Annotated in this window: 26 protein-coding genes; 14 read left to right on the forward strand and 12 right to left on the reverse strand. The window is 68.4% G+C overall.

The window, feature by feature from the left end:
• The first annotated feature begins 91 nt into the window (after positions 1-91).
• A complete protein-coding gene (locus A5756_RS11890) occupies positions 92-550 on the forward strand; it encodes a universal stress protein (RefSeq protein WP_066952350.1) in 459 nt (152 codons plus the stop codon).
• Positions 551-575: 25 nt separating this feature from the next.
• On the opposite strand, the gene A5756_RS11895 is transcribed toward A5756_RS11890, so the two are convergent.
• Complete coding sequence (locus A5756_RS11895) at positions 576-1,139, reverse strand: TetR/AcrR family transcriptional regulator (RefSeq protein WP_066952352.1); 564 nt, start codon at positions 1,137-1,139, stop codon at positions 576-578.
• On the reverse strand, positions 1,123-1,569 hold the full coding sequence (locus tag A5756_RS11900; protein WP_066952354.1) for an SRPBCC family protein: 447 nt from the start codon (positions 1,567-1,569) through the stop codon (positions 1,123-1,125). The genes A5756_RS11895 and A5756_RS11900 overlap by 17 nt, the downstream gene beginning before the upstream one ends.
• A gap of 183 nt (positions 1,570-1,752) precedes the next feature.
• Between A5756_RS11900 and nrdF the strand changes: the two genes are divergently transcribed.
• Complete coding sequence (gene nrdF, locus A5756_RS11905; protein WP_170826133.1) at positions 1,753-2,727, forward strand: class 1b ribonucleoside-diphosphate reductase subunit beta; 975 nt, start codon at positions 1,753-1,755, stop codon at positions 2,725-2,727.
• Between the two features lie 70 nt (positions 2,728-2,797).
• On the opposite strand, the gene A5756_RS11910 is transcribed toward nrdF, so the two are convergent.
• The gene (locus A5756_RS11910; RefSeq protein ID WP_066952356.1) at positions 2,798-3,367 is read right to left on the reverse strand and encodes a restriction endonuclease; all 570 of its coding nucleotides are present in this window, start codon (positions 3,365-3,367) and stop codon (positions 2,798-2,800) included.
• Positions 3,368-3,524: 157 nt separating this feature from the next.
• Here A5756_RS11910 and A5756_RS11915 point away from each other — a divergent pair, with 157 nt between their 5' ends.
• The gene (locus tag A5756_RS11915; protein ID WP_066952358.1) at positions 3,525-3,962 is read left to right on the forward strand and encodes a DUF3349 domain-containing protein; all 438 of its coding nucleotides are present in this window, start codon (positions 3,525-3,527) and stop codon (positions 3,960-3,962) included.
• On the opposite strand, the gene A5756_RS11920 is transcribed toward A5756_RS11915, so the two are convergent.
• Both A5756_RS11920 and A5756_RS11925 read right to left on the reverse strand, forming a co-directional pair.
• The gene (locus A5756_RS11920; protein WP_066952360.1) at positions 3,957-4,997 is read right to left on the reverse strand and encodes an NAD(P)-dependent alcohol dehydrogenase; all 1,041 of its coding nucleotides are present in this window, start codon (positions 4,995-4,997) and stop codon (positions 3,957-3,959) included. The genes A5756_RS11915 and A5756_RS11920 overlap by 6 nt on opposite strands.
• A 117-nt stretch (positions 4,998-5,114) precedes the next feature.
• Positions 5,115-6,197 carry an iron-siderophore ABC transporter substrate-binding protein gene (locus A5756_RS11925; protein WP_232005345.1) on the reverse strand — a complete coding sequence of 361 codons (1,083 nt, stop codon included), beginning with the start codon at positions 6,195-6,197 and terminating at the stop codon, positions 5,115-5,117.
• Between the two features lie 201 nt (positions 6,198-6,398).
• Between A5756_RS11925 and ctaD the strand changes: the two genes are divergently transcribed.
• From ctaD to A5756_RS11965, 8 genes are all read left to right on the forward strand, one after another.
• Complete coding sequence (ctaD, locus tag A5756_RS11930; protein ID WP_066952670.1) at positions 6,399-8,159, forward strand: cytochrome c oxidase subunit I; 1,761 nt, start codon at positions 6,399-6,401, stop codon at positions 8,157-8,159.
• A 14-nt stretch (positions 8,160-8,173) separates the two neighbouring features.
• Entirely contained in the window at positions 8,174-9,412 is a 1,239-nt protein-coding gene (gene serB / locus A5756_RS11935) for a phosphoserine phosphatase SerB (protein ID WP_066952362.1), read from the forward strand.
• Positions 9,413-9,506: 94 nt separating this feature from the next.
• Positions 9,507-10,337 (forward strand): ABC transporter ATP-binding protein, encoded by an 831-nt coding sequence (locus A5756_RS11940; protein WP_066952364.1) that lies wholly within the window; start codon positions 9,507-9,509, stop codon positions 10,335-10,337.
• Positions 10,334-11,155 (forward strand): NUDIX domain-containing protein, encoded by an 822-nt coding sequence (locus A5756_RS11945; RefSeq protein ID WP_066952366.1) that lies wholly within the window; start codon positions 10,334-10,336, stop codon positions 11,153-11,155. The genes A5756_RS11940 and A5756_RS11945 overlap by 4 nt, the downstream gene beginning before the upstream one ends.
• On the forward strand, positions 11,152-11,916 hold the full coding sequence (locus A5756_RS11950) for an enoyl-CoA hydratase (RefSeq protein WP_066952672.1): 765 nt from the start codon (positions 11,152-11,154) through the stop codon (positions 11,914-11,916). The genes A5756_RS11945 and A5756_RS11950 overlap by 4 nt, the downstream gene beginning before the upstream one ends.
• A 10-nt stretch (positions 11,917-11,926) precedes the next feature.
• A complete protein-coding gene (locus A5756_RS11955) occupies positions 11,927-12,901 on the forward strand; it encodes a class I SAM-dependent methyltransferase (RefSeq protein WP_066952368.1) in 975 nt (324 codons plus the stop codon).
• Entirely contained in the window at positions 12,898-14,100 is a 1,203-nt protein-coding gene (locus A5756_RS11960; protein ID WP_197505521.1) for a class I SAM-dependent methyltransferase, read from the forward strand. Before A5756_RS11955 ends, A5756_RS11960 begins: the two co-directional genes overlap by 4 nt.
• Before the next feature lie 59 nt (positions 14,101-14,159).
• The gene (locus tag A5756_RS11965; RefSeq protein ID WP_066952370.1) at positions 14,160-14,843 is read left to right on the forward strand and encodes an esterase; all 684 of its coding nucleotides are present in this window, start codon (positions 14,160-14,162) and stop codon (positions 14,841-14,843) included.
• Positions 14,844-14,846: 3 nt separating this feature from the next.
• Here the strand turns inward: A5756_RS11965 and A5756_RS11970 are convergent, their stop codons facing one another.
• Both A5756_RS11970 and A5756_RS11975 read right to left on the reverse strand, forming a co-directional pair.
• Positions 14,847-15,236, reverse strand: a complete 390-nt coding sequence (locus A5756_RS11970) for a DUF6264 family protein (protein WP_066952372.1) — start codon at positions 15,234-15,236, stop codon at positions 14,847-14,849.
• Between the two features lie 18 nt (positions 15,237-15,254).
• Positions 15,255-16,508 (reverse strand): PQQ-binding-like beta-propeller repeat protein, encoded by a 1,254-nt coding sequence (locus tag A5756_RS11975; RefSeq protein WP_066952676.1) that lies wholly within the window; start codon positions 16,506-16,508, stop codon positions 15,255-15,257.
• A 177-nt stretch (positions 16,509-16,685) separates the two neighbouring features.
• Here A5756_RS11975 and A5756_RS11980 point away from each other — a divergent pair, with 177 nt between their 5' ends.
• Complete coding sequence (locus tag A5756_RS11980; protein WP_066952374.1) at positions 16,686-17,423, forward strand: acyltransferase; 738 nt, start codon at positions 16,686-16,688, stop codon at positions 17,421-17,423.
• A gap of 7 nt (positions 17,424-17,430) precedes the next feature.
• On the opposite strand, the gene A5756_RS11985 is transcribed toward A5756_RS11980, so the two are convergent.
• From A5756_RS11985 to A5756_RS12000, 4 genes are all read right to left on the reverse strand, one after another.
• Positions 17,431-17,982 carry a DUF4333 domain-containing protein gene (locus tag A5756_RS11985; protein WP_066952376.1) on the reverse strand — a complete coding sequence of 184 codons (552 nt, stop codon included), beginning with the start codon at positions 17,980-17,982 and terminating at the stop codon, positions 17,431-17,433.
• Positions 17,983-18,115: 133 nt separating this feature from the next.
• Complete coding sequence (locus tag A5756_RS11990) at positions 18,116-19,444, reverse strand: deoxyribodipyrimidine photo-lyase (protein WP_066952378.1); 1,329 nt, start codon at positions 19,442-19,444, stop codon at positions 18,116-18,118.
• 15 nt (positions 19,445-19,459) lie between these two features.
• Positions 19,460-19,939, reverse strand: a complete 480-nt coding sequence (locus tag A5756_RS11995) for a TspO/MBR family protein (RefSeq protein ID WP_066952380.1) — start codon at positions 19,937-19,939, stop codon at positions 19,460-19,462.
• Positions 19,936-22,035: an MMPL family transporter gene (locus A5756_RS12000; protein WP_066952382.1), complete on the reverse strand. Its 2,100-nt coding sequence runs from the start codon at positions 22,033-22,035 to the stop codon at positions 19,936-19,938. Before A5756_RS12000 ends, A5756_RS11995 begins: the two co-directional genes overlap by 4 nt.
• 145 nt (positions 22,036-22,180) lie before the next feature.
• On the opposite strand from A5756_RS12000, the gene fni reads away from it, so the two are divergent.
• A complete protein-coding gene (gene fni, locus A5756_RS12005) occupies positions 22,181-23,227 on the forward strand; it encodes a type 2 isopentenyl-diphosphate Delta-isomerase (RefSeq protein WP_066952385.1) in 1,047 nt (348 codons plus the stop codon).
• Between the two features lie 11 nt (positions 23,228-23,238).
• Positions 23,239-24,489, forward strand: a complete 1,251-nt coding sequence (locus A5756_RS12010; RefSeq protein ID WP_066952387.1) for a glycosyltransferase — start codon at positions 23,239-23,241, stop codon at positions 24,487-24,489.
• On the opposite strand, the gene A5756_RS12015 is transcribed toward A5756_RS12010, so the two are convergent.
• On the reverse strand, positions 24,486-25,070 hold the full coding sequence (locus A5756_RS12015) for a MarR family winged helix-turn-helix transcriptional regulator (protein ID WP_066952389.1): 585 nt from the start codon (positions 25,068-25,070) through the stop codon (positions 24,486-24,488). The two genes, A5756_RS12010 and A5756_RS12015, sit on opposite strands and share 4 nt — an antisense overlap.
• Between the last annotated feature and the right edge of the window lie 68 nt (positions 25,071-25,138).

Raw genomic sequence — 25,138 nt, forward strand, 5'->3', positions numbered from 1 at the left:
CCGCCGGGTAGGCATGGCTCGAGTCGGGCTCTCCATGAATTCTTCTCTGAGCGGGTGTTGAGCCGCCGTCTGGTCTTACACTGGGAGGGAAATGACTGCCTACCAGACCGTTGTGGTCGGCACCGATGGCTCGGATTCGTCGCTGCGCGCGGTGGACCGCGCAGCCGCGATCGCTGCGCATCACGGCGCGAAATTGATCGTTGCGACCGCGCATCTTCCCGTTCCCCTGGAAAAGGGCCGCTACGCCATCCCACCGGGAAGCGACCACGGTCAGGACTACCGCACGGTGGGCGAGGCCCCTTTCTTCGCGATCCTGCAGAACGCCAGGGAGCGGGCGCACCAAGCCGGGGCCACGAACGTCGAGGAAAAGCCGATCGTCGGTGCTCCCATCAATGCGCTGGTGCAACTCGCCGAGGAGATCGAGGCCGACCTGCTCGTCGTCGGCAACGTCGGGCTCAGCAGCGTTGCCGGGCGGCTGCTGGGATCGGTCCCATCCGAAGTCTCCCGCAGGGCCAGAACCGACGTGCTGATCGTCTACACCACCGCCTGAGGCATCGATCGTTTGGCGCCAGCCGTCACGCGCCGACCGTTGGGCCGTGTCCGCGTAGCAGCTGCGCGAAAGCGGCCGCGGCCGCGTCGACGCCGGCCTCGTCGTTCGTGGCGACCAGGTCCAGCAGCAGGCCACGGGTGACGGCCAGCCCCAGCCTTGCCAGCGCGCCGTTATAGGCGACGCCGGCGGCGGCGGTCTCGACCTCACGAAGCCAGCCGTCGACCGCCCCGGGAACCATTCGCGTGAAAGGCTTTTCGCCCTGGGCCGCGCGGGCATAGCACTCGAAGAACAGCCGCTCCAGCTGGCGCAGGTCCCGGCGGCGAAGGTCGGCCCACATGGCGGCGAAGCCCTCGGCCGGATCGGTGGGCAAGTCGGGGACCATGGCCATCTGGCGGCGCTCGGCCTCCTCCACGACCGCGATCAGCAGATCGTCTCGAGAGCCGAAGTGGTGCAATAACATTCGGTGACTGGTGCCGACCGCGGCCGCGACATCGCGGAGCGAGCGGTTGCCGATGCCGTTCGCGGCGAACTCCTCGAACAAGGCATGCAGTAGTTCGCGGCGCCGCAGCGAGTCAGGAGTGCGAGCCATTGGCGCGGCTGAGCTGCTCAGACCGGGCCTTGAGTCCTTGCGCCTCGAGTTCCAGGAATCGCTTGGTCTTCTTGAGCATCAACCGCCCGACCAACGCGCCGAGCGGACCGCGCTGATCCAGTTGCTGGCGCACCAGGGTGCGGCCGCCGGATTGCGGGATCACGTCATGCCGGGCGCTCACCCGCACGCCGGGGGAGCGTTGCACCCAGGTCCAGGACGAGCCCGGGTCGATCTCGGTGACCTTCCAGACCAGCTTCGACATGCCGGGCTGCTTGATGGTGAACCGCTTGCCGACCCCGAGCGTGGGCCCGTCCCGGCCGGCCAGCGAGGTCACCGACGCGGTCCACTCGGGCCAGCGTTCCACCTCGCTGAAGACATCCCACACCAGCTGCGGCGACGCATCGATCTCGACACTGTCTTCGGTAAACATGTACCAAATGGTACATCGCGCGTGCGGTCTTGGGTAGATACTGGGAGGGGACTCCAGATGAATGCGGGTGTGTCCGCGACACGCAAACACAAGTTCTTGTGTTCCGCTCCGTTGTCGCACCCCAGGGGTAGTGTTTGGAGCCTGACGTCCCTCAGGCAAAACGGCGGGTGAAGTGGGGTTCTGGTGACCGAAAACATGAAGCTGATTGACCGCGTTTCGGCGATCAACTGGAACCGGCTGCAGGACGAGAAGGACGCCGAGGTCTGGGACCGGCTGACCGGGAACTTCTGGCTGCCCGAGAAGGTGCCGGTGTCCAACGACCTCCCGTCGTGGGCAACGCTCACCCCCGGCGAGAAGCAGCTGACGATGCGGGTGTTCACCGGGCTGACACTGCTGGACACCATCCAGGGCACGGTCGGCGCGGTCAGCCTGATCCCGGACGCGCTGACGCCGCACGAGGAAGCCGTCTACACCAACATCGCGTTCATGGAGTCGGTGCACGCGCGCAGCTACAGCAACATCTTCTCCACGCTGTGCTCGACCGCCGAGATCGACGATGCCTTCCGCTGGTCGGAGGAGAACCCCAACCTGCAGCGCAAGGCCGAGATCGTCATGCAGTATTACAAGGGCGACGAGCCGCTGAAGCGCAAGGTGGCCTCCACGCTGCTGGAAAGCTTTCTGTTCTACTCCGGCTTCTACCTGCCGATGTACTGGTCGAGCCGGGCCAAGCTGACCAACACCGCCGACATGATCCGGCTGATCATCCGCGACGAGGCGGTGCACGGTTACTACATCGGCTACAAGTACCAGCGCGGGCTGGCGCTCGTTGACGAGGCCAAGCGCGCCGAGCTCAAGGACTACACCTACGAGCTGCTCTTCGAGCTCTACGACAACGAAGTGGAGTACACCCAGGACCTCTACGACGAGGTCGGGCTGACCGAGGACGTCAAGAAGTTCCTGCGCTACAACGCCAACAAGGCGCTGATGAACCTCGGCTACGAGGCGCTGTTCCCGCGGGACGAGACCGACGTGAACCCGGCGATCCTCTCGGCGCTCTCGCCCAACGCCGACGAGAACCACGACTTCTTCTCCGGCTCGGGTTCGTCCTATGTGATCGGCAAGGCCGTCGTCACCGAAGACGAGGACTGGGACTTCTAAAACCGCAGGTTGGTGAGAATCGGGCCGGCCGCACACGTCGGGGGGGAGGGACTGGGGCCGGCCCGATCTCCTATTCAGACGCCGGCTGGGCCGATTTTCTTCCCGCGGGATTCTTGGCGCTCCATGCCGGCGGCGGCACCCAGGCCTGCAATACTTTGCGGCCGATCAATTGGCAGCCATGGGTATGCGCCAATTGCTTTGCGGCCCGGGTGAATTCCTGATTGCTCACCACGATGCTCCTGACGCACCCGTGGTGGCGGGCGCCGGAGACCACCTGCTGGACGGCGGCGATGCCCACCGATTTGCCGTGGCGCTTGCACTGGACGGCCACCGAGTGGCCACCCTTTTCCGCGATCAGGTCGACGCCGTAGTCGCCGACCGGCGGCGTGAACGCGACCCGCCACCCCGCGCGGCGCAGGCGGGCGGCCACATAGCCCTCGAACTCGACCCCGTCCATCGCGTCAACGGCCGCGAATACGGCCCGTCCCCCGCGCGGCCATTGCCGGCTGGTGGACCACCCGACCAGCACCTCGAGCAGCAGCATCAGGTAGAACGCCACGAAACCCGTCGCAGGGCTGTGGTCGACGACGCCGACGACCACGCCGCAGGCCAACGGGAGCACGACGAGCGCCTTGAGCACGCCTCGATCGTAGGGATGGGCAGCGACAAGACGTGCCATTTAACCTCAGGCGCCGCGCCCGTCCCGGACATGTTCGGGCAATGAACGGCATGTGAATTGTGGGCAGGGAGCGACGGCTCGCTAGCGCCGGTGATGCCACTGCCCTGACACTGTTCTGGTGACGAAAACCGCATCCTCCGAGAAGGATCACCGCCACCATTTCTGCCGCTCAGTGATCCAGTGGCTGCAGGTCGGCTACCCGAACGGCGTCCCCGGCCCGGACCGCGTGCCGCTGATGGCATTGCTGCGCAGCACACCGCTGACCGAAGACCAGATCCGCGAGGTGGTGCGTCACATCACCGCGACGGAAGGGTCTCCGGAGACCATCGATCACCCCATCGATCGCGACGAGATCGCCGAATTCATTTCCGACATGACGCAATTCGACGCCGGCAAGGAAAACATCATCCGGGTGGCGGCCACATTGGCCGCGGCCGGATGGCCGTTGGCCGGCATCGACGTCAGCGAGGTTGTCCCCGACGACGAGCACGCGGAGGCGGCCGAAGTAATCGCCCGTGACCGCACGCCCGAAGAGCCGTCCGAGGTCGCCTCATAGCTTCGAGATGTCGATGACGAAGCGGTAGCGAACGTCGCTCGCCAGGACGCGCTCGTAGGCCTCGTTGATGTAATCCGGCTCGATCAGCTCGATTTCGGGCGTCACGTCGTGTTCGGCGCAGAAGTCCAGCATTTCCTGGGTTTCGGCGATCCCGCCGATGTTCGACCCGGATAGGCTGCGCCGCGCCAGCGCCAGCGGGAACGCCCCCACCTCCATGGGATGCTCGGGAATGCCCAATTCGACGAGGGTGCCGTCGACGTCGAGCAGGCTCAGGTAGTCGTTGAGTTTCAGGTTTGCCGACACGGTGTTCAGGATCAGGTCGAAGCTGTTCCGCAACTTCTTGAAGGTGTCGGGGTCGGCGGTGGCGTAGTAGTGCTTGGCGCCCAGCCGCAGGCCGTCCTCCATCTTCTTCAGCGACTGCGACAGCACGGTCACCTCGGCGCCCATCGCCGCACCGAGCTTGACGCCCATGTGCCCCAAGCCGCCCAGGCCGATGATCGCCAGCCGCGTGCCCTCGCCGGCCTTCCAATGCCGCAGCGGCGAGAACAGCGTGATGCCCGCGCACAGCAGCGGCGCCGCCTTGTCCAGCGGCAGCGAGTCGGGGATGCGCACGACGAAGTTCTCGTCGACGACGACCCCCTGGCTGTAGCCGCCCTGTGTCGACGTGCCGTCTTTGTCGACGGAGTTGTAGGTGAAGGTCGCGCCCGGCTTGCAGTACTGCTCGAGCCCGGCCTTGCAACTGCTGCACTGGCCGCAGGAGTTCACCATGCAGCCCACGCCGACGTGGTCACCGACCTTGTACTTGGTGACGTCGGAGCCGACCGCGGAGACGACGCCGGCGATCTCATGGCCGGGCACCACGGGGTAGTTCGGCGTACCCCACTCGGCCTTGACGGTGTGGATGTCGGAGTGGCAGATGCCGGCGAACTTGATGTCGATCGCTACGTCGTGTGGGCCGGGGTCACGCCGCTCGATGGTGGTCTTGGTCAACGGTTCGGTCGCCGACGTCGCGGCGTACGCCGAAACAGTGCTCATGAATATCCCTCTTCGATGTGGTCGCGTCTGCAAAAGTTTAGCTAAGGTAATGGTCCCGGGCCAACAGGAGGCCGCTCGTTCTCACCTTAGGGCCGCGGGTATCCGCTCGCCCGCGCGCTAATTGATGGGGGCGTTGACCAGGCGTAGGTCGTCGACGATGCCGCGGGCCGCGACCAGGCCCTCGCCGGTCTGCCACAGCTCGTCGTTGACGACGTAGACGCGGTTGTCATGGTTCGCGGACAGCTTGCGCCACGGGTTGCTGTCCAGCACGGTGGCGGCGCGCTGGACAGCCGCCGGTGACGCACACGACACATAGACGACGTCGGCATCGGCGGCGGAGAGGTCCGGGTTCTTGGCCAGGTCGTCGTCGGTGGCGCGGATCTCGATGTACGGCTTGTCGGTGAACCGCTGGGCCGCCGGCCGGTCCACCCCGACGGCGCCCAGCACGCTGGCCGGGAAGTTGTTGGTGCCGTAGATCCGGATCGTGTCGGTGGTCAGCTGCACGATGGACGCTTGAAAGTGGGACGCGTCATGCCTGGCGCCGACGTCGCTGGCCCGCTGCGCAAAGCCGTTGAGCAGCGCGTCCATCGCGGCACCGCGCGCCGTCGCGGCGCCCACGCCGCGCAGGTTCTCTTCCCAGGCCGCCCCGGGGGCCGCGGTGAACACCGTCGGGGCGATCGCGGCCAGCTGCGGGTAGAGCTTGGGCGTCAACCCCTGCGAGCCCAGGATGAGGTCGGGGTGGGTCGCCGCGATGCCGGCCAGGTCCGGGTTGCTGCGGGTCCCGACGCCGGGCACGCCGCGCACCGCGCTGCCCAGGTAGGCGGGCTGGTTCGAGGACCCGTCCGGCAGCGCGGCACCGACCACCCGCGATTGCAGGCCGAGCGCGCACAGGGCGTCGAGCTGGTCGCCCGAGAGCACCACGATGCGCTGAGGCTCGGCGGGCACCTGCACCATGTCCGGGGTGACGCTGGCCGCGTTGTGGGCCTGCCGCGTCTTCGGCCCCGGATCGGCCGCGGCGGCATCCCGTGCGCACGACTCGTCGGGGCGGCGGTCGTTTCCGAGCACACCCGCCCCGGCGATCTGGGTGGTGGGGGTGACCAGCGTGGGAGTCGGCGCCATAGTTCCGGGCTTGCCCGATCCGCAACCGCTGCATGCGACGGCGAGCGCCGCCGTCAGCGCGGCGGCCGCGCGCAGGGACACGGGTCGGGTCACGCCGAAAAGCACGCGTCAGACGCTAACACCCGCCGGCTCGCGGCTTGCCCCTCCGAACGGACACGCCGCGCCGCCGACCCGTTTACGACAGTTTGTAGGACCAGCCCTGACGTCGGCAGGATCGACGGTTAAGATTCGTGTCAGCTCTGTTTTTGGGCCCCTGTCCTATCCGGATGTTTGGAGAAGCTGTTGACAGCCGAAGCGCCCCCCTTGGGAGAACTCGAGGCCGTTCGTCCGTACCCGGACCGGACCGGCCCCAAAGGGAACCTCGTCTACAAACTGATCACCACCACCGATCACAAGATGATCGGCATCATGTACACGGTCACCTGCTTCGTCTTCTTCTTCATCGGCGGACTGATGGCCCTGTTGATGCGCACCGAGCTGGCCGCGCCGGGGCTGCAGTTCCTGTCGAATGAGCAGTACAACCAGCTGTTCACCATGCACGGCACGATCATGCTGCTGCTGTACGCGACGCCGGTCGTGTTCGGGTTCGCCAACCTGGTGCTGCCGCTGCAGATCGGCGCGCCCGACGTGGCTTTCCCTCGGCTGAACGCCTTCTCGTTCTGGCTGTTCCTGTTCGGCGGTCTGACCGCGTCGGCGGGCTTCATCGTCCCGGGTGGCGCCGCCGACTTCGGCTGGACGGCCTACACGCCGCTGTCCGACGCCGTCCACTCGCCCGGCGCCGGGGGAGACCTGTGGATCACGGGCCTGATCGTCGCCGGTCTGGGCACCATCCTGGGTGCGGTCAACATGATCACCACCGTGGTGTGCATGCGCGCGCCCGGCATGACGATGTTCCGGATGCCGATCTTCACGTGGAACATCCTCGTGACGTCGATCCTGATCCTGATCGCGTTCCCGATCCTGACCGCCGCGCTGTTCGGGCTGGCCGCCGATCGACATCTAGGGGCCCACGTCTACGACGCGGCCAACGGCGGGGTGCTGCTGTGGCAACACCTGTTCTGGTTCTTCGGCCATCCCGAGGTGTACATCATCGCCTTGCCGTTCTTCGGGATCATCACCGAGATCATCCCGGTGTTCTCCCGCAAGCCGGTATTCGGTTACACCACCCTGGTTTACGCGACGCTGTCGATCGCCGCGTTGTCGGTCGCGGTGTGGGCACACCACATGTTCGCCACCGGAGCCGTTCTGCTGCCGTTCTTTTCGTTCATGACGTATCTGATCGCGGTGCCCACGGGGATCAAGTTCTTCAACTGGATCGGCACGATGTGGAAGGGCCAAATCACCTTCGAGACCCCGATGCTGTTCTCGGTGGGCTTCCTGGTGACCTTCCTGCTGGGCGGTCTGACCGGCGTGATGCTGGCCAGCCCCCCGCTGGACTTCCACGTCACCGACACCTACTTCGTGGTCGCGCACTTCCACTACGTGCTGTTCGGCACGATCGTGTTCGCGACGTTCGCCGGCGTCTACTTCTGGTTCCCCAAGATGACCGGCCGGCTGCTCGACGAGCGGCTGGGCAAGCTGCACTTCTGGCTGACCTTCATCGGCTTCCACACCACCTTCCTGGTGCAGCACTGGCTCGGCGACATGGGCATGCCCCGCCGCTACGCCGACTACCTGCCCTCGGACGGCTTCCAGCCGTACAACATCGCCTCGACGGTCGGCGCCTTCATCCTGGGCGCGTCGATGTTCCCGTTCGTCTGGAATGTCTTCAAGAGCTGGCGCTACGGCGAGGTGGTGACCGTCGACGACCCGTGGGGCTACGGCAACTCGCTGGAGTGGGCAACCAGTTGCCCGCCGCCGCGGCACAACTTCACCGAGCTGCCCCGGATCCGTTCGGAGCGACCGGCTTTCGAGCTGCACTACCCGCACATGGTGGAGCGGCTGCGCGCCGAGGCGCATGTGGGGCGCCACGCCACGGCTCTGGAATCGCCGAAGGGATTCGGTCCACGGACCGAGCCCGATCGCTCGACCCCCCAGCAGTAGCGGCTGAGTCGGGGGTGAGCACACCACCGAAGGTGTCGGTGCTGATCACCGTCACCGGAGTGGACCAACCGGGCGTCACCTCGGCCCTCTTCGAGGCGCTCTCCGGGCACGGCGTCGAGCTGCTCAACGTCGAACAGGTGGTGATTCGGCACCGCCTGACCCTGGGCGTGCTGGTGTGTTGTCCCGCGGACGTCGCCGACGGTCCCGACCTGCGCCGTGACGTCGAGTCGGCCATCCGCGGGGTGGGCCTGGACGTCACCATCGAGCACAGCCACGACGTGCCGATCATCCGGGAACCCTCGACGCACACCATCTTCGTGCTGGGCCGGCCCATCACCGCCGGTGCGTTCGGCGCGGTGGCCCGGGCGGTGGCCGGCCTGGGGGTCAACATCGATCTCATCCGCGGCGTCTCCGACTACCCGGTGACCGGCCTGGAGCTGCGCGTCTCGGTGCCGCCGGGATCGGACGCCGCGCTGCGGACGGCCCTGAACCAGGTGTCCGCCGAGAAACGCGTCGACGTGGCCGTCGAGGACTACACCCTGGAGCGCCGGGCCAAGCGGCTGATCGTGTTCGACGTGGACTCGACGCTGGTGCAGGGCGAGGTGATCGAGATGCTGGCCGCCCGGGCGGGCGCCGAGGGGAAGGTCGCCGCCATCACCGACGCAGCCATGCGGGGCGAGCTGGACTTCGCGCAGTCGCTCGAACAGCGGGTGGCCACCCTGGCGGGTCTGCCGGCCACGGTGATCGACGAGGTCGCCGATCAGCTGGAGCTGATGCCCGGGGCCCGGACCACGCTGCGGACGTTGCGGCGCTTGGGTTTTCACTGCGGTGTGGTGTCCGGCGGCTTCCGGGGGATCATCGAGCCGTTGGCCGAGGAGCTCATGCTGGACTACGTCGCCGCCAATGAGCTGGAGATCGTCGACGGCAAACTCACTGGGCGGGTCATCGGCCCGATCGTCGACCGCGCCGGCAAGGCGGCGGCCCTGCGGGACTTCGCGCAGCGGGTCGGGGTCCCGATGGCGCAGACCGTCGCCGTCGGCGACGGCGCCAACGACATCGACATGCTGGCCGCGGCCGGGCTGGGCGTGGCGTTCAACGCCAAGCCGGCGTTGCGTGAGGTGGCCGACGCCTCGCTGAGCCACCCATACCTGGACACGGTGTTGTTTCTGCTGGGCGTGACCCGCGGCGAAATCGAGGCCGCCGACGCGGTGGACGGCGAGGTCCGCAGGGTGGAGATCCCGCCCGACGAGTAGCGGCCCCGGTACGGCACGATGGTCGGGTGCCCAAAGACGGACGCCGGAGGTGAGCCTCGAGGATTCGAGAGAATCCGAGGGTGGAGCCGACCAGATGAGTGAGGCGGCCGACCCCGATCTGCTGATCGACTTCAGGAAAGTGTCGCTGCGGCGCGGCGGCCACACCCTTGTCGGGCCGTTGGATTGGGCGGTCGAACTCGACGAGCGCTGGGTGATCGTCGGCCCGAACGGGGCCGGCAAGACGTCGCTGCTGCGGATTGCCGCGGCCGCCGAGCACCCCTCGTCGGGCGTGGCCTTCGTCCTCGGCGAGCGGCTGGGCCGAGTCGACGTGTCGGAGTTGCGCTCCCGGATCGGTCTGAGTTCATCGGCCCTGGCGCAGCGGGTGCCCACCGACGAGGTGGTGCGCGACCTGGTGGTCTCGGCCGGCTACGCGGTGCTCGGCCGCTGGCGGGAGCGCTACGAGGACGTCGACTACCGCCGGGCCATCGACATGCTGGAGAGCCTGGGCGCCGAGCACCTCGCGGACCGGAGCTACGGAACGCTGTCGGAAGGCGAGCGCAAGCGGGTGTTGATCGCCCGCGCTTTGATGACCGATCCGGAGCTGCTGCTGCTAGACGAACCGGCCGCCGGTTTGGACCTGGGTGGGCGCGAGGAGCTGGTGGCGCGGCTGGCCGACCTCGCGGCCGACCCCGACGCGCCCGCGCTGGTGCTGGTCACCCACCACGTCGAGGAGATCCCGCCCGGCTTCAGCCATTGCATGCTGCTGTCCGAAGGGGAGGTGGTCGCCGCGGGGCTGCTGACCGACGTCATGACCTCAGAGAACCTGTCCACCGCGTTCGGCCAGTCGATCGCCCTCGACGTCGTCGACAGGCGTTATTTCGCCCGACGCGTCCGCACCCGCGCAGCCCACCGGAGGCAGCTATGACGACACCAAACGACGAGGCCCCGCTGGTGCCGCGGCCCGCGGCGACCGTGATGCTGATCCGCGACGACCCGGACGGAATCGCCGTCTTCCTGATGCGCCGGCACGCCAAGATGGAGTTCGCGGCCGGGACGATGGTGTTCCCCGGCGGCGGCGTCGATGACCGCGACCGTAACGCCGACATCGCGTGGGCCGGCCCGCCGCCACAGTGGTGGGCGCAGCGGTTCGGCATCGAGCCCGACTTGGCCGAGGCGCTGGTCTGCGCGGCGGCCCGGGAGACCTTCGAGGAATCCGGGGTGCTGTTCGCGGGGCCCGCGGGTGACCCGGACGGTATCGTCGGCGACGCCTCGGTGTACGCCGACGCCCGCCGCGCGCTCGCCGACGGCACGTTGTCGTTCGCGGATTTCCTGCGCCGGGAGAACCTCGAGCTGCGCTCCGACCTGCTCCGGCCGTGGGCCAACTGGGTCACCCCCGAAGCCGAGCGCACCCGCCGCTATGACACCTACTTCTTTGTGGGCGCACTGCCGCACGGGCAGCGGGCCGACGGCGAGAACACCGAATCCGACCGCGCCGGCTGGACCACGCCGCAGGCCGCCATCGACGACTTCTCGGCCGGCCGCTGTTTTCTGCTGCCGCCGACGTGGACTCAGCTGGATTCACTGGCTGGGCGCACCGTCGCGGAAGTGCTGGCCGTCGAACGGCAGATCGTCACCGTGCAGCCGCACCTGGAGATCCAGGGCGACAACTGGGTCTTCGAGTTCTTCGACTCCGACCGCTACCACCAGGCACGCGAAGCCGGCGGGATGGGGTGGCGGCATTGAGCGAGTTCGTCAGCACCGTGGTCAGCGACGGCTCGCAAGACGCCGGGCTGGCCATGCTGCTGCTGTCGCGACCCCCGACGAACGCGATGACCCGTCAGCTCTACCGGGAGATCGTCTCCGCGGCCGCCGAACTGGGGGAGCGCGACGACGTGGCGGCGGTCATCCTGTTCGGTGGCCACGAGATTTTCTCGGCCGGCGACGACATGCCCGAGCTGAGGACGCTGACCGGACCGGAGGCCGAGACGGCGGCCCGGGCGCGGCAGCAGGCCATCGACGCCGTCGCGCGGATCCCGAAGCCGACCGTTGCCGCGATCACCGGGTACGCGCTGGGCGCCGGGCTCACGCTGGCCCTGGCCGCCGATTGGCGCGTCAGCGGTGACAACGTGAAGTTCGGCGCGACGGAGGTCCTGGCCGGCCTCATCCCCGGCGGTGACGGCATGGCCCGGCTGACCCGCGCGGCCGGGGCGAGCAAGGCGAAGGAACTGGTGTTCAGCGGCCGGTTTTTCGACGCCGAGGAGGCGCTGGAGCTGGGCCTGATCGACGAGATGGTGGCCCCCGACGACGTGTACGACACCGCCGCGGGGTGGGCGCGCCGCTTCCTCGACGGCCCGCGGCACGCGCTGGCCGCCGCGAAGGCCGGCATCAACGACGTGTTCGAGCTGGGCCCGGCCGACCGGGCCGCCGCCGAGCGGCGCCGCTACGCCGACGTGTTCGCCGCTGGTGGAAGCGGTGAAGACGACTCCGAATCCGGCGCCCGTTAGGCTGCCCTGCATGACGACGAGTTCGACCGATGCCGTTCCCAACCCGCATGCCACAGCCGAGCAGGTGGAAGCCGCCCGGCATGACAGCAAGCTGGCGCAGGTCCTCTACCACGACTGGGAAGCCGAGTCCTACGACGAGAAGTGGTCGATCTCTTACGACCAGCGCTGCGTGGACTACGCGCGGGACTGCTTCGACGCCATCGTGCCCGACGAGGTGCTGCGCGAGCTGCCCTACGATCGGGCACTCGAATTAGGTTGCGGCACCGGGTTTTTCCTGCTCAACCTGATCCAGTCCGGGGTCGCCCGCCGCGGATCGGTCACCGACCTGTCGCCCGGGATGGTCAAGGTCGCCACCCGAAACGGGCAGTCGCTGGGGCTGGACATCGACGGCCGGGTCGCCGACGCCGAGGGCATTCCGTACGAGGACAACACATTCGACCTGGTGGTCGGGCACGCCGTGCTCCACCACATCCCCGACGTAGAGCTGGCCCTGCGCGAGGTCGTCCGGGTGCTGCGGCCGGGCGGCCGGTTCGTATTCGCCGGCGAGCCGACCACCGTCGGCGACACCTACGCCCGCACGTTGTCGACCCTGACCTGGCGCGTCGCCACCAACGTCACCAAGCTGCCCGGTCTGGACGGCTGGCGGCGACCGCAGGCCGAACTCGACGAATCCTCCCGCGCCGCGGCGTTGGAGGCCGTCGTCGACCTACACACCTTCACGCCGGACGACCTGGAGCGGCTGGCCGTCGACGCCGGTGCGGCCGAAGTTGAAACGGCCACCGTCGAATTCACCGCCGCGATGCTGGGCTGGCCGCTGCGCACGTTCGAATGCGCGGTGCCGCCCGGGCGGCTCGGCTGGGGCTGGGCGAAGTTCGCGTTCACCAGCTGGAAGACACTGAGTTGGCTCGACGCCAACGTCATGCGCCACCTGGCGCCGAAGGGCTGGTTCTACAACGTGATGATCACCGGGGTCAAGCCCTCCTGAGTGACGGCCTCACGTTCGGCGCCGGGGACGTCCGTTATCTGCGGTCGGAATCGGGTGCCGCGGCGCTGGCGGAGGTCGCCGAGCTCGAGCTGACCGACGCCACCCGAGTCGCCGATATCGCCGCCGCGCGCGCCCGATTCGGCGACCGGGCGGCGGTGTTGGTGGAAACGACGTTGCTGCGCCGGCGCGCCACCGAGAAGTTGAGCGCGCTGGGCTCCGAAATCCCGGTGTCAGAATGGCTTTTCACCGATGAGGCGCTGCAGCAGGCCACCGCGGCCCCGGTGGCTTTGCACCGCGCCAGGCGGCTCGCCGAGGCGGGAGTCGTCGTGCACGACGCGACCTGTTCGATCGGCACCGAGTTGGCCGCGCTGCGCCGGGTCGGGGTCAGGGCGGTGGGCAGCGACATCGATGCGGTGCGGCTGGCGATGGCCCGGCACAACCTGGGCGAGGCGGCCCACCTCTGCCGCGCCGACGCGCTGGTGCCGGTGACCCGCGACACCGCGGTGCTCGTGGACCCGGCGCGCCGTGGCGGCGGGCGCCGCCGCTTGCGCATCGATGACTACCGGCCGGGCCTCGGAGCCTTGATCGACACCTATCAGGACCGTGATCTCGTCGTAAAATCTGCTCCCGGAATAGATTTCGACGAAGTGGGCCGACTCGGCTTCGGTGGCGAGATCGAGGTGACGTCCTATCGCGGCGCGGTACGGGAGGCGTGCCTGTGGTCGCGCGGACTGGCGCAGAGCGGCGTCCGCCGACGGGCCAGCGTCCTCGACCGGGGTGAGCAGATCACGGACACCGACCCGGACGACTGCCCGGTGCGGCCCGCCGGGCGATGGATAGTGGATCCCGACGGCGCCGTGGTCCGGGCGGGGCTGGTTCGCCACTACGCGGCGCGGCACGGGCTGTGGCAACTCGACCCCGACATCGCCTACCTGTCGGGGGACACACTGCCGGCGGCGGTCCGCGGCTTCGAGGTGCTCGAGCGGCTGGCGTTCGACGAGCGACGGCTCCGCCAGGCGTTGTCGGCGCTGGACTGCGGGACGCTGGAGGTCCTGGTTCGCGGAGTACGGGTCGATCCGGACGCGCTGCGCCGACGGATGCGGCTGCGCGGTGGCCGGCCCCTGTCCGTGGTCATCACGCGCATCGGGTCGGGCGCCGCCGGTCGCGCGACGGCGTTCGTATGCAGGCCCTCGCGGTAGGCTGGTGGGATCGCTCTTGGAGGCGCCAGCCCCGCCTAATCTGCAAGGACAATAGAAGGATGCGTTATCTGATAGCGGCCGTGGTGCTCGCATCGGCCGCCCTGCTGGGCTGGCCGGCCGCCGCCGCCCCACCGTCGTGCGTCAGCCTCGGCGGCGCCATGGAGGACGGCCAGATGTGCCGTGTGCGCGCCACCGGTCCCACGTACATGCTCAACATGGTGTTTCCCGCCGACTATCCCGACGAGCAGGCGCTGACCGACTACATCACGCAAAACCGGGACGGTTTCGTCAACGTCGCGCAGAGCTCCGGGTCGCGCGATCAGCCCTACCAATTGGAGGCCACCACCGAGCAACGCAGCTCCGGTCAGCCGCCGCACAACACCCGCAGCGTGGTGCTCAAGCTCTTCCAGGACCTCGGCGGGTCGCACCCCTCCATCTGGTACAAGGCGTTCAACTACAACCTCGGGACGAAGCAGCCCATCACCTTCGACAACCTGTTTGCGCCGGGCACCACGCCGCTGGACAGCATCTTCCCGGTCGTGCAGCGCGACCTGGCACGCCAAACCCCATTGGGCGCAACCATTTTGCCTTCGACCGGCCACGATCCGACGCACTATCAGAACTTTGCGATCACCGACGATCAGCTGATCTTCTACTTCGCGCCCGGTGAGATGCTGCCGGCGTTTGCCGGGCCGGTCCAAGCCGAGGTGCCCCGCAACGCCATCCCGCCGCTGACGCTCTGACAGCTAGACCGGCCCGGCCAGTGTCTCCATCGCCGCGGCGCCCACGGCCAGCGCCACCTGCGCGAGGCAACCGAGCAGCGGAACGAAGAAGGCGGTGCGGCGCCGGGTGAGGCGACGGATGGCGACGACCAGGGCGATAACGAAGACGAGGGCGCCGCCGCCGAGACCCAGGAACATGGCGCGATCGATCCATGCCGCGTCGCCGCACTTCCGGGAGCCGCACGGGTCGGTGCCCATGACGAACAGGCTCAGCACGCCGATTGTGACGGCGACCAGGAAAGCGTGGACGGCGAGCAGCACAATGGTCGCGGTGCGGTCCACCGCCAGGTTGCGCTCGCTTTTTCTGGAGTAGGCGGCGACAGCGCCCTGCATCTCGTCGTCATCGGTGGCCATGGGCTCAGTATGGCCCGGTCATGCCGGTGCGAAACCGTACACCTGGCCATCGCTGGTCGCGGCCACCACGCGGCGATCGGTGCCGACCGCGACCCCCACCGGATATCCGGTGGCTGCCGGGAGCGGGTAGCTGCCCTGCGTGTGGCCATTCCCCGGATCGAAGGCCAGCAGCGACATACCGGGCGCGCCGTTTGCGGTCGGGGCGCTGACGACCGTGTACCCGGCGCCGGCGCCGGCCAGGCTCGACGACGACAGCGGGACGACGTCGTCGCGGCGCCACGCCTGATCGGCGTGATCGCCCGCGTCCTTGAATGCCACCAGCCGGGTGTCGGGCCCGCCGCCCGCCACGATGAGGCCGTCGGGCGTGACCGCGGGCGGGGTCTGTGCCAGGAACCCCAGCGGCGCCGACCATTTCACCTTCCCGTCGGCGGCGTGCAGGGCCCATAGTCGTTGGTCGCGGCCGTTGACATAGACGGTCGACCCGTCGGCGGACAACACCGGGCTGGCGATGACACCGTCCCCGACGGCGTCGCTGGTCCACTCCCGGGACAGCAAGGGCGTCTGCCCGGGGTGATACTTCAGCCCGACCAGTCCCGCGGCCGGGGCGCCCGGCTGCCATACGCCGAGCACCGCCATCTGGCTGGCCGCCGAAAAAGCGGGTGCGGCGGCCACCGGGCAGCCCTGCCGGGCCGGCGCGCAATCGGCCAACCCGCGCGTCGAGTCGGTGGGATCGACGCCGTCGACCAGATCCATCGGGCTGCCGGCCACCGCGCCGCGGTGCGCCTCGAAGACCAGCACCTGGCCCAGGTGCGTCGCCACGAGCAGCTGCCCGTGTCCCAGAAACCGCGGCGTCGCGGGCATTCCGATCACCGGCTGTCGCCACCGCGTCCACTGCGTCACCGGGAAGGAGAGGAACGCGCCGGGCTGGCCGACGTAGAGGTTGTCGAACCCGTCGAAGAGCGGGCCCGCAAAGCCGCCGCCCTGGAACAGCCGCACGCACCAGCGCTGCCGGCCGTTGTGGTCGTTCTCCCACTCCATCAGCGAACATCCGGCCGGCGTTTGCGCGTTGAGGGCCAGGTAGCCGCGCGCGCTCAGCGCCGGGCCCGCGGCCAAGCTCCCCTTGACGGAGCGCGTCCACCCCAGCGCCAGCTTGGTGGCGCCGTTGGTGCCGGTGTAGCTGCTGTTGGCGGCGTCGCCGTATTGCGCGGGCCAGCCGGCCGAGGCTGACGCCTCGACCCAGGAGTCGGTGTTGGCGCAACCGCCGAGCCCCATCGTGGTCGCGGCGGCCAGCAGCGCGGATGACCAACGCCGAAGCCCACGCAGCAGATGTCGGGCACGCACTTGGATTCCCCAGATCCTTTCCGCGGACGTCGGCATGGGCAGCGATCGAGTACAGGTGAGGGTAACCCGTGGAGATCTCGGCGCGGTTGATCGCTAGGCTGTCCGGCCATGACGAGCATGTGGGGCGCGCCGGTCCATCGCCGCTGGCGTGGATCGAACCTGCGGGACCCGCGCCAGGCCAAGTTCCTCACGCTGGCGTCGCTGAGATGGGTGTTGCGCAACCGCGCCTACACACCCTGGTATCTGGTGCGGTATTGGCGGCTGCTGAAGTTCAAGCTCGCCAACCCGCACATCATCACCCGGGGGATGGTTTTCCTGGGCAAGGACGTGGAGATCCACGCGACGCCCGAACTCGCGCAGCTGGAGATCGGCCGCTGGGTGCACATCGGCGACAAGAACACGATCCGTGCCCACGAGGGCTCACTGCGGTTCGGTGACAAGGTGGTGCTGGGCCGCGACAACGTCATTAACGCCTACCTCGACATCGAGCTTGGCGATTCGGTCCTGATGGCCGACTGGTGCTACGTCTGCGACTTCGACCACCGCATGGACAACATCAACCTGCCGATCAAGGACCAGGGCATCGTGAAGTCGCCGGTGCGGATCGGGCCCGACACCTGGGTTGGGGTGAAGGTGACGGTGCTGCGCGGCACGGCCGTCGGGCGTGGCTGCGTGCTGGGGTCACATGCCGTGGTCCGCGGTGTCATCCCCGACTACTCGATCGCGGTCGGCGCGCCGGCCAAGGTGGTCAAGAACCGCCAGCTCGCCTGGGAGAGCTCGGCCGCCCAGCGGGCGGAACTGGCCGCGGCGCTCGCCGACATCGAGCGCAAGAAGGCTGCACGCTAGAGAATTACTAGGCGGCCGGCTCAGCGTGGTCGTCGACCTTGAAATCGAAGTTGACGTCGCCGGCGTCGACGTTGGTGACGGTCACCGCGATGCCGTATTTGTCGTTGCCGTCGACGAGTTGGCACCGTAGCGTCGCGCCCTGGACACCCTTCAAGTTGTCGGGGCAGGTCACCGCGTCCGGTCGCCTGCCCACCTGCTGGGTCAGCTTGTCGCTGAGGATGCTGGCGACCTGGTTCTTGTCGACCGTCTCCGCCATGTCGAACTTGACGTCATTGCCGTTCACGCTCGTCACGGTCACGTTGACATTGAACGTCTGGTTCTTGACCTTCATCTCGCAATTGAGCTGCGCCCCAACCTTTGCCGGCAGGTCGTTCGGGCAGTTCACCGAATCGGGCTTGTTGCCCGCGGCGTCGGTGAGCTTCGAGGTGATCTGGCTGGCCACATCGCTCTTGCTGACCGTGTGCGACGAGCCCACGGAACACGAACAGGCGCTGACGCCGGCCAGCAATCCCGCGGCGGCACCGGAGACCAGCAACGTGCGAACGATGGAGTGGGCCATTAGTGCCTCCCGAGCGGCTTGACAACTGTGAATCGGCTGATAATTGCATGCCAACTAGCTTCGGGTAGGGCGATTGAGCAAACATTCACGCACCCGACAATTCGTTGCCGAGCGGGCTGGCGTGGCTGGTGGCTCAGATGCTCTGGTAGCGCCGCAGCGCTTCTGCGCGCTCGGCGCCGTGGTCGACGATCGGTGCCGGATAGTCGGCCGGCCGCTCGCCCGTGCGCAGGTGTGCGTCGTCGACCGAGCGCAGCTCGGACACCCACCGCCGGATGTACTCCCCGGACGGGTCGAACTTCTCGCCCTGGGTGGTCGGGTTGAACACCCGAAAGTACGGCGCGGCATCGGTACCGCACCCCGCGCACCACTGCCACCCATGCTGGTTGTTTGCCATATCCCCGTCCACCAGCTGGTCCAGGAACCATTCGGCGCCCCACTGCCAGGGCAAGTGCAGGTCTTTGACCAGAAACGATGCGACGATCATCCGCACCCGGTTATGCATGAAGCCGGTCTCGCGCAGTTGACGCATCCCGGCGTCCACCATCGGGAAGCCGGTTTCGCCGGCCTTCCAGGACTCGAAGCGGCGTTTCGCGTCGGAACCCGTGTCGGTACGGATGCCGTCGAACTGGCTGTTCCAATTGCGCCAGGCGCTGGCCGGCCGGTGATGCAGCACATCGGCGTAGAAGTCACGGAATGCCAACTCGCGCACATAAGCCTGGGCCCCGTCGGAACGGAGGTCGAGATCGGCGACCATGGTGCGGGGATGGATGCTGCCGAACTTCAGATACGCCGACATCCGGCTGGTGCCGTGCATATCGGGCCGATTACGTTCCTCGGCGTAGCGTTGCAACCCGTTGTCCACGAACGACTTCCACTGCTTGCGGGCCGCGGCCTCGCCGGCAGCGATGTCGAGTTCGGCACCGGGATCTGGGATTTCGGATTGCTCGAACGGCAGCTGCGCCGGATCGAGCCAGCGCGCGGAGCCGGCACTCGATTTCGCCGGTGCCCGCCAGCCGGACTCGCGCCACTGACGCAGAAACGGGGTGAACACCTGGTAGGGGGTGCCGTCCTTCTTGGTGACCCGGCCCGGCGAGACCAGGTACGGCGATCCGGTGGCCACCAGGGGAACGGAATCCAATGCGGCACGCACCTTTTCGTCACGGCGCGTGCCGTACGGCGCGAAATCTCCGGAGATGTGCACGGCCGACGCACCGACCTCCCCGGCGATGCGCGGGATCACCTTGTCGGGCCGCCCACGGGTCACCAGTAGCCGGCCATCCAGGTCGTCACGCAGCTGTCGCAGCGAGTCACCCAGGAACTGGAGGCGGCGCCGGCCGGAGGAAGCCTCGAGCTTCGGATCGAGCACGAAACAGCCGAGCACTTCGCCGTCGGCGGCCGCGGCGTTCAGCGCCGGATGGTCGCTCAGCCGCAGGTCGCGGCGAAACCATAAGAGGGTCGGCATGATTCGCTGGTTTCCTCAGCGGTTCAGCCGCCAAACATGAGTCGCCAGAACGGTCGCGAACGAACACCATAGCGGGTACGCCGACAAGGCTAGGCCGGCCCGCGGGTCGGCTTGTGCGGTCCGGCGCGCGAGGTCGACGCTGCTGGCCGTCAGGGCCGCGGCACCGACCGCGGACGCGCCGAGTTTGTGGAAACGAAAGAATATCCAGCTCCACGCGGCGTTGAGAACAAGGTTGAGCCCGAGCGCCGCGGCGTAGCGGCGCGCCTTATCGTGTTGTCCCGCCGCGCGAAACCGGTCGATGGCCACGGCGGACGTGACCGCGATGTCGCCGTAAAGGGTGGTCCACGCCACCGGGAAGGCGGCGTTGGGAGGCTGGTACGGCGGCTTGCGCAGCCGCGCGTACCAGACGGGAACGGCCTTGGCGCTCGCGATGCTTCCGCATCCGCCGGCGACGGCGACGGCGAGGCTTGTCGCGGCCAGGGTTGACTTGTTCACGGCGTGCTCCGTTCGTGTTGATACTCGACTTGTGCTGCAACGGCTTTGGCGGGTTTCGGTGCGGCGGGCCACCAGATACGGTCACCGATGACGGCGAACAGCGCGGGGATGACCAGTGTGCGGACCACGAAGGTGTCCAGCAGGATGCCCAGGCCGACGATGATTCCCAGCTGGGTCAGCACGATCAGCGGCAGCACGCCGAGCACGCAGAAGACGGCGGCCAACACGATTCCCGCGCTGGTGATGACGCCGCCGGTGGCCGACACCGCCGCGACCATCCCGGCCCGTGCGCCGCGCCGCGCGGATTCCTCGCGCGCGCGGGTGACCAGGAAGATGGTGTAGTCCACCCCGAGGGCGGCCAGGAACAGGAAGGCGAACAGCGGCGTGCTGTTGTCCAGCGTCGGAAAGCCGAAAACGTGGCCGCTCGCCCAGCCGCCCAGGCCGAGCGCGGCCAGTGCCCCGAGGATCGTCGCCGCGAGCAGCGTGGGCGGCGCAAGTGCGGAGCGCAGCAGGACATAGAGCACGACGAGGATGACCGCGAGAATCGCCGGGATCAGGACATGCCGGTCGTGGGTAGCCGCGTTGCGAACATCGAGTGCCTGCGCATCCGCTCCACCCACCAGCGCCGCCGGGTTGGCAGACTTGGTTGTATCACGCAGCGCGGCAACGGTATTGAACGCCTGATCGGAGGATGGCGGCGCATCGATCACCACCGACCACTTCGTCAGCCCGGACGCCGAGTGGCCGGAATCGGTCGCCGAGGTCACGCCGGGGGTCGCCGTGATGGCCTGCGCCACCCGCGGGTCGCTGGGGGCGACGACGAGCGTGGGGTTGGCCAGGCCGGCCGGAAAATGCGCGGCCACAATGTCGTAACCGGCCACCGAATCCGCGTGGACCCGGAACTGCTCGGTCTGCGACAAACCGATGCGCGTGCCCAGTAGGCCGGTGGCTAGGGCCGCCAGACCCGCGATCGCGACGGCCGCGACCAGTGCCGGACGCCGGTTCACCCACTCCCCGACGCGATGCCAGACACCGGAATCCGTGGTCGGGTTGTCCTCGAGGCGGGGAATGAAGGGCCAGAACAATCGACGGCCGCACAGTCCCAGCAGCGGTGGCAGTATCACCAGGGCCGACACCGCGGCGACCACGAGTCCGCACGCCCCCAGCGCGCCCAGGCTGCGTGTGCTGGGCGTCGAGGCGAACAGCAAGGTAAGCAACGCCAGCACCACGGTGGCATTGCTGGCGACGATCGCGGGCCCCGCCATTCGCACCGCGTGGCGCAAGGCGTCTCGATGTTCGGTTGTGTGCCGAAGCTCCTGCCGATAGCGCGAAATCAACAGCAGCGCATAGTTGGTGCCCGCGCCGAACACCAGGACACTGGTGATTCCGGAGGTGGCGCCGTCGAAGCTCAGCCCGGTCAGCGACGCCACGGCGGTACCCACCGCCGCCGCGACCCGGTCTGCGAACCCGACCACCAGCAGGGGCAGCAGCCATAGCACCGGGGAGCGATAGGTGACGATCAGCAGCAGTGCCACCACCGAGGCCGTCACCGCGAGCAGAGTGACGTTGGCATTGGTGAACGCACCGGCGATGTCGGCGCCGAACGCCGGGCCGCCGGTCACGTGGACCTGCAGCTCCGCCGGCAGGCCGGTGGAGGCCGTTTTGCGCAGGTTGGCGACCGCGTCGCTCAGGGTCAGCCCCGAAAGATCGGCGCTGACGGGCACCACCGCTATGGCCGCCTTGCCGTCGGTGGACACCTGCGCCGGTGGCGCCGCCACGGCGCCGTCCGCGCGGATGGCGGCCTGCATGCGGTCGCGGGCCGCTTGTGCGGCGGTGATGTCGGCCGGGGCGAGCGCGGCGCCGTCGGTGCGGCTGGCGACCATGATCAACGGAACGTGATCCCCGGCGGGAAACTGGCGTGTCATGGCGTCGACCCGGGCCGAATCGGAAGCCGGCGGCACGGACAACGGCGCCTGCCCCGCCGCCGCGTTTGCGCCGACGACCACCATGAAACCAATGCCCAGCAGCAGCGCGCCCAGCGCGAACAGCCACGAGCGCCGTCCCGTCAGGGCTGCGGCCAAGCCATCCCACACCACGGATCAAAGTCTTTCAGTATATTAACCATTAATCAACTGAAATTACGCATCGTCACGCATTAGGGCGCCGACGGCACGCAACAAGGGGCACTATGAACATTATGGATGTCAGGGGCCGGGGGTTCGTCGCGCCGGGGTGCCCGCTGTGACGGCCGACCGCGGGCCGCTGACCACTCGCAAGCGCCGGCACATCGACGTGTGCCTCGGTGAGCAGGTCAACTACGAGCAGCTCAGTACCGGGCTGGAGCGCTACCGGTTGCCCTACAACGCGCTGACCCAGACCAGCCTCGGCGACATCGACCTTGCCACCAAATTCTTCGGTGCGAACCTGCGGTCGCCGATTCTGATCGGTGCGATGACCGGCGGCGCCGAGTTGTCGGGCACCATCAACCGGAACTTGGCCGCGGCCGCTCAACAGCTTGGTGTCGGGATGATGCTCGGGTCGCAGCGGATAATGCTCGACAGCGCGCTGGGTGAGCGGGCGGCGGCCAGCTTCACCGTTCGTGATGTGGCCCCGGATGTCTTGCTGTTCGGCAACATCGGCTTGGCCCAGCTGACCGAGGCCGCCGTGCCCGAGCTCGCGAAGGCTCTCGACCGGGTGGGCGCCGATGCGCTTGCGGTGCACACTAATCCGTTGCAGGAAGCGATGCAGAGCAATGGTGACACCGACTTCTCCGGGTCGTCGGCCAGGCTGCGGGATGTGGCCGACGCGATAGATTGCCCGGTCCTGCTCAAGGAGGTCGGCCACGGGATCGGCGGCGCGGCGGCCGCGGAACTCGTTGGGGACGAAGGGGACTTGCCCGTTTCCGGGATAGACGTCGCGGGCGCCGGTGGTACGTCATGGTCGCGGGTCGAGCAGTTCGTCCGCTACGGCGAGCTGCGGTACCCGCACCTGGCCGATTGGGGCATCCCGACCGCCACGGCGATCGTCGAGGTGCGGGAGGTGCTGCCGGAGATCCCGCTGGTGGCCTCGGGCGGGATCCGCACGGGTATGGACGCGGCCAAGGCGATCGCGTTGGGCGCCGACGTGGTGGCGGTGGCTCGGCCGCTGCTGCCAGCCGCGATCGATTCCGCTGCGGCCGTTGTCGATTGGCTGCAGCCGTTCATCGACGAGCTTCGCGTCTGCCTGCACGGTTGCGGTGTCGCAAGCCTTTCGGGGTTGCGCGCCGTCGACCTCACGCCAGCCTGGTAGCGGCGTGTGACATGGCGGTGATACTGGCCTACGGGTCGCCGGCCCTCGGGCACCTGCTGCCGGCCGGGGCGCTGCTGGCCGAGCTCGCCGCCCGGGGTCACGAGGTTCATGCCCGCACCATGGCGGCCGGCGTCGCGACGATGCGCGGGGTCGGCGTGCACGCCGAGCCCGTCGCCCCGGACATCGAGGCGATCGTCGGCGAGGATTGGCGAGCCCGAAACGCCTTGGAAGTCTTGAAGTTGACCATCGACGTGCTCTGCCGGCGCGCGGTGCTCGAGGTCGAGGACCTGCGGCGCGCGGTGGACGCGGTCCGCCCGGACGCCGTCATCGTGGACGCGAACTGCTGGGGGGCGATGTCGGCCGCGGATGCCGGAAGCATCCCATGGCTGGTGTTCTCGCCCTTCACGCCATACCTGCGGTCCCGAGGCGTTCCGCCCTTCGGCCCGGGCTTTCGACCGCTTCCCGGCATTGTCGGCGACTTGCGGGACGCCTCGGTGCGACCGATCGTCCGGCACCTGTTCGATCGGCCAATGCTGCCGCGAGTCAACGCCATTCGCGCCGGGCTGGGGGTGGCGCCGGTCGCCTCGGTCGACGACTTCGTGCGGCGCGCACCGCTGCTGTTGGCCGTCGGCGGCGAGCCATTCGAGTATCGGCACCCCGGCTGGGACGGTTTGGTTCACCACATCGGCGCGTGTGTATTCGAACCCACCCAGCGGCCCACGCCGGAGTGGGTCGCCGCCATCGAGCAGCCAGTGGTGCTGGTGAACACGTCCTCGATCAAACAGCCGGACGCCGCGCTGGGGCGGACCGCGCTGCGGGCGCTGGCCGATGAGCCCGTGCACGTGGTGGCGACGTTCCCCGCGGGCATACCGCCCGACCTTCCCCGGCCACCGAACGCGACCATATGCCGCTTCGTTCCCCACGGTGCGGTACTGGAGCGGGCCAGCTGCGCCATCACGCACGGGGGGATGGGGACGACGCTGAAGGCCCTCGACCGCGGCGTACCCGTCTGCGTCGTGCCGTTCGCGCGGGACCAGGCCGAAGTCGCCCGGCGCGTCGAGGTCGCTCGCTGCGGCACCCGCCTGGCGGCCAAACACCTCACCGTGGCACGGCTGAGGGCGAAGGTACGCGCGGCGATGACGATGGCGGACGGCGCACGCCGCGTGGCTGCCGGGTTCGCCGCGACGGGTGGCGTGCAGCGCGGGGCGGACCTGATCGAGCAGCGGGTGCTCGGCCCGGCGGCCCGGCGGCCGGTGCGCTAGGTCGGGCGCTCGCCGGTCTTGCTCACCGACCGGCGCCGGCCCTTGGCCGGCGCGAGTTTGGCTTCGTTCGCCGACTGTTTGGGGGTTGCCGTGTCGAATTGCGCTTCGAAGGAGGACATCGCCTCCATCATCGCCAGGAAAACCCGGTGTGCTGCGGCCAGATCCCGGTCGGACAGGTCTGATAGGGCGGCGCGCAGTTCGGCGCCCAGGGGGGTGAAGAACGAGCGGGCCAACGCCATGCCCGGTTCTTCGTAGCGGAGCAGCGTTTTGCGCCGGTCGACGGGATCGGGTTCGCGCCGCAGGTGGCCGGAGTCGATCATGCGGTCGACCAGGTAGGTGATCGCGGCGGGGGACACGTCCAGCCGTTGTCGCAACTGCGCCGGCGTCAGCGGCGTCCCGGCGGTTTCGGCCACCATGATGTGCAGCAAGGCGTGCAAGTCGGTGCCGCCGACATCGTGCTGGCGGGCGAAGTGCCGTCCGATGCGGTCCGATTGCGCTGTGAGTGCGCGCATGTCGGCCGACATCAACTTCTCGAGTTCGGCTCGGTCTAGTCGCCGATCAGTGGCACCGCGCTTGGTCACTTGTCTGTGTCCTTCTGCAAGATTCGCCGCTCAGCGTATCGGCGACCGCCGCGCGCGGCCCGCTCACC

This window comes from Mycobacterium sp. 852002-53434_SCH5985345, from assembly GCF_001667155.1.
Classification (GTDB): Bacteria; Actinomycetota; Actinomycetes; order Mycobacteriales; family Mycobacteriaceae; genus Mycobacterium.